Origin of the sequence: Lysinibacillus sp. UBA6686, assembly GCF_002455205.1 — a bacterium.
Lineage (GTDB): Bacteria > Bacillota > Bacilli > Bacillales_A > Planococcaceae > Lysinibacillus > Lysinibacillus pakistanensis.
Genome location: NZ_DKJS01000035.1, coordinates 1 through 3,950, shown reverse-complemented (window position 1 = coordinate 3,950; position 3,950 = coordinate 1). Strand labels below are relative to the sequence as shown.

Genomic DNA, 3,950 nt, shown 5'->3' with positions numbered 1-3,950 from the left:
GGATTTTTTTATGTCAGGATTGGATTACGGAAAATTCAGACTTAATGGAAACGTTGAATTATTTTAATGCGACGCTAGTGATATTTCATAAATAATCACAATTGACAATGTGTATACGTATGTATACAATTTATTTGCATAGTGATGTATACATAAGAAAGGGGATTCGCATATGAAAAGTGAAATCGATAAGGAAATTAGAAAAGAAAGGCATCATCGCGGGGAGCATCATAGAGGAAGGGACGGCTCTTCACACCGAGGTCCTAAAACATTCCGCCGTGGAAGAGCTATTGCATTTTTAGAAATGATGAATTTAAAGCGTGCAACGATCAAGCAACAATTAGAACAGCCAGAGTTTCAATCCATTGAGCCTATTTTAATAGGAGAGTTAAAGGCAATTGATATGGTTATTAATGAATTTATCCAATTATTTGATATTCATGAAAGTGAAACAGAGGAAAATTCATCATTAGATCCAACTGAGGATAATAATGATGAAGGAAATAGCTTACATGAAAAAAATTAATCAATACATTGATACTGTCTTTTACATTTTAGAGGAGGTTATCTCGTCCATTACAGAACAAGGATTGCCAGCTATTTCTGTTTCACCTTCATCTGGAAAGCTTTTAACAATGCTTGTTTCCATGACTAAAGCTCAAAGCATCCTTGGAATTGGGGCGCTTGGCGGATATAGTGGGATTTGTTTAGCTAGAGGTCTAGATTGCGATGGTACATTATTGTCTTTAGAGTAGAGGAAAAATATTCACAATTAGCTTACAATAATGAATCCAAAGCAGGATTTGGAAAACAAATTAACTATATGACAGGCCAGGCTTTACAAAGCTTAGAAAAGTTAGTTCAGGATGGACGAAGATTTGATTTTTTCTTTTTTGATGCTGATAAAGAAAATTATGAAAACTACTTACAATATTGTGTGCGGCTTGCAAATACTGATGCGATTATCGTTACTGATAATGTCCTTGCTGCTGGCAGTGTGGCTGATTCTAATGTGACACCTAAGCGCTATACAGCATTGATGAAAGAATTCAATGCCATAGTAGCTAATCATCCTCAACTAGAATCGGTTATTATGCCAATGGTGACGGCATGACAATTTCAAAAGTGAAGCACTGACAGACATTATGAATAGTTTGTTGTTTTTTTCTTCATAGTCTAAAATAATTGAGAATCCAACCAACAATGCCAGTTATGATTCCTACAATCATTAAGGCTAGACCGTGAGTTTCTGCATGATAATCCTTTTTCAAAATAAAGCCCATACAGACAGCAATTATGCCACAAAATAATTGAAAAAAAACAAAAGCAAATAATGCATTGATCCAACCAATTGAAATAAGAATAGATTTACAATTTTTCTCCATACAAATTCCTTCTTTTCATTTCCACTTTATTTTAGTTTATATATATAAAGACTGTTAGCAAACCCTTCCAGTTTAGCTGCAGTCTTCTATCATTTTAAATATTCCTATTTAACTTATCTGAAATGCTTTTAAGGATTTCCGTCTGCTCCTGCTGGATTTTAATAAATTTAAATAAAAACCAAATGATAAAAATAGCAGGAATAAGATAAAAAATAAATATGCCTATAAGAGGTAAAAGCGCAAAAATTAGTTCCATCACAAACTCCTTTTTTACTATAAAAATGTAATTACTATCCATATCCTGCAAATAGCGATTTGTTTTTAGCTTATTTTAGTTCCATTTGGCACAAGCTGATCTGGTGCCAAGAGTATAACATCTCCTTCTACAGGCACGCCACCGATTACTAAAACTTCAGATTTAAAGCCTGCCACACGCCGAGGAGGGAAATTGACAATAGCTACGACTTGTTTCCCTATAATCCCTTCTGGTGTATAGCGTTTAGTAATTTGTGCAGATGATTGCTTGATTCCTAAAGCATCACCAAAATCAATGCTCATTTTAATTGCAGGAACCCTAGCTTTTGGAAGTTCTTCTGCTTGGATAACAGTACCAATCCGAATATCAAGATTAACAAAGTCCTCTATAGTTGCCATTACAGTACTCCTTTAATATGAAAGTTAATATCATCTAATTGAAGATTTATCTTTCTACACCTTTATTTACAAAAAATGTTCCTGACTACTACTATACCATTTGAATACACATTATGCAGAAATTGTTTTTAATAATTGACATTTTAGGCATTTAATAAAACAAAAATCAAAGCATTTTTTAGTTTGAATCTCAAATAATAAAGGATAGAAAGTATTTGCAGGAGGTGAAAACTTGAGGAAAAAATATCTTTTACTATCATTATGCATTTTTGCACTATTCGTATTCGTAATAAATGATAAATCTTTTGCAGACAAAGGAAGAAGATATTACGAAGAAGCAGGACAAATTTTGTGGGATATAAAAACGGATGAAAAAGTAATTGCCCTTACCTTTGACGATGGTCCTCATAAAAAGTATACACCTGAAATATTAGATGTATTATCAAAATACGATGCTAAAGCCACATTTTTCATTGTGGGAGAAAATGCAGAAAAAAATCCAGAGCTAGCTTTACGTATACACGATGAAAATCATGAACTTGCCATTCATACCTATACACATCCTTTTAAAACAAATGTTTCTAATTTAATAAAAGAAATAAAGCAAACTCATGCAACTATCTATGGGATTACAGGGTACTCTCCTGTTTTATTTAGGCCAGTTGAGGGACAATACACAGATGCTATGATTGACGCTATCCACAAAGAAGGCTATAAAGTGGTGATGTGGTCATGGCATTTAGATACATTTGATTGGAAGAGTCCTGGAGAAAAAAAGATTATCAATACAGTTTTAAAAGGCGCAAAGCCAGGGAGTGTTGTGTTATTTCATGATGGTGGAGGAAATCGAGAACAAACCGTAAGAGCGTTAAAAAAGGTTTTACCTGAGCTTGAACAACAAGGCTATAAATTTGTCACGATTTCAGAGCTTCTTGAAATACAAAGATTAAATAAAAAGAAGGAAAATAAACAACGCTAAAACTAAAACAGGGTCACTTTGAGGTGACCCTGTTTACTGTAGTAGGTAAGGTTGACTAATTAGTATGGAGTATTTTTTAAAACTTTCCAATGTAGCGTTAATTAATAAAAGTAGCACCGACAATAATTAAAAGAATAAATAGAACAACAATAATGGCAAATGTTGAACCGTAGCCATTGTTATTGCCCCCACAGTTATAATTGTTCCAGCTGCCTACATTTCCACTTTGCCAGTAACTCATAATTTTCCTCTCCTTTCTACAATCTATAATATGTAAAGCCATTAATAGGAGGGGAGTTATTCATCTATTAAAAAACTTTTAAATAAAAAAGGATCACTCGAACCAAAGTGACCCTAAACCACAAACTAGGAGGTGCAAAGCTAAATTAGCTTTACACTACTATTACTATGATTTGATAACTATATTTGTATAGTGAATTGTCTATAAAATAGATTTAAAAATTAAATTAAGGAAGAAAAGTCTTTTTAACGGTCATAATTGGGCAAACCCTGTAACAACTTTGATTAGCAGAAAACGGTTTGGTCAAATCAAAAGTCGCTCAGGTGAACCTAAAAGTCGCTCGGCACGATAGAAAAACTGCTCAGGTGAATCAAAAAGTCGCTCGGCTCGACAGAAAAGTAGCTCAGGTCAATCAAAAAGTCACTTGGCTCGACAGAAAAACTGCTCAGTTGAACCCAAAAGTCGCTCGGCTCGACAGAAAAGCTGCTCAGTTGAATCCAAAAGTCGCTCGGCTCGACAGAAAAACTGCTCAGGCGAACCCAAAAGTCGCTCGGCTCGACAGAAAAATTGCTCGGTGAACCTAAAAGTCGCTCGGCTCGACAGAAAAGTTGCTCAGGTGAACCCAAAAGTCGCTCGGCACGTTAGAAAAGTCGCTCAGGTCAATCAAAAATGGTCTTCTGTCAAGAAAGTG

6 protein-coding genes and 1 pseudogene are annotated in these 3,950 nt (G+C 34.6%); 4 read left to right on the top strand and 3 right to left on the bottom strand.

Translation table 11 applies throughout. The features are described 5' to 3' along the window. The first annotated feature begins 172 nt into the window (after positions 1-172). Entirely contained in the window at positions 173-526 is a 354-nt protein-coding gene (locus B2R82_RS08685; RefSeq protein WP_286924478.1) for a hypothetical protein, read from the top strand. After that, positions 513-1,137, top strand: a pseudogene (locus B2R82_RS08680) (O-methyltransferase). The gene B2R82_RS08685 and the pseudogene B2R82_RS08680 overlap by 14 nt, the downstream one beginning before the upstream one ends. A gap of 32 nt (positions 1,138-1,169) precedes the next feature. On the opposite strand, the gene B2R82_RS08675 reads toward B2R82_RS08680, so the two are convergent. Together B2R82_RS08675 and csaA are read right to left on the bottom strand one after the other, a co-directional pair. Beyond that, positions 1,170-1,385 (bottom strand): hypothetical protein, encoded by a 216-nt coding sequence (locus tag B2R82_RS08675; RefSeq protein ID WP_286924477.1) that lies wholly within the window; start codon positions 1,383-1,385, stop codon positions 1,170-1,172. Positions 1,386-1,706: 321 nt separating this feature from the next. After that, entirely contained in the window at positions 1,707-2,039 is a 333-nt protein-coding gene (gene csaA / locus B2R82_RS08670) for a chaperone CsaA (protein WP_286924476.1), read from the bottom strand. Positions 2,040-2,271: 232 nt separating this feature from the next. Between csaA and B2R82_RS08665 the strand changes: the two genes are divergently transcribed. Next, positions 2,272-3,018, top strand: a complete 747-nt coding sequence (locus B2R82_RS08665; RefSeq protein WP_376781270.1) for a polysaccharide deacetylase family protein — start codon at positions 2,272-2,274, stop codon at positions 3,016-3,018. A gap of 97 nt (positions 3,019-3,115) precedes the next feature. Here B2R82_RS08665 and B2R82_RS08660 read toward each other — a convergent pair whose 3' ends face one another. Further along, on the bottom strand, positions 3,116-3,259 hold the full coding sequence (locus B2R82_RS08660; protein ID WP_286924475.1) for a YjcZ family sporulation protein: 144 nt from the start codon (positions 3,257-3,259) through the stop codon (positions 3,116-3,118). Positions 3,260-3,558: 299 nt separating this feature from the next. On the opposite strand from B2R82_RS08660, the gene B2R82_RS08655 reads away from it, so the two are divergent. Further along, positions 3,559-3,837 (top strand): hypothetical protein, encoded by a 279-nt coding sequence (locus B2R82_RS08655; protein ID WP_286924474.1) that lies wholly within the window; start codon positions 3,559-3,561, stop codon positions 3,835-3,837. Positions 3,838-3,950 lie beyond the last annotated feature (113 nt).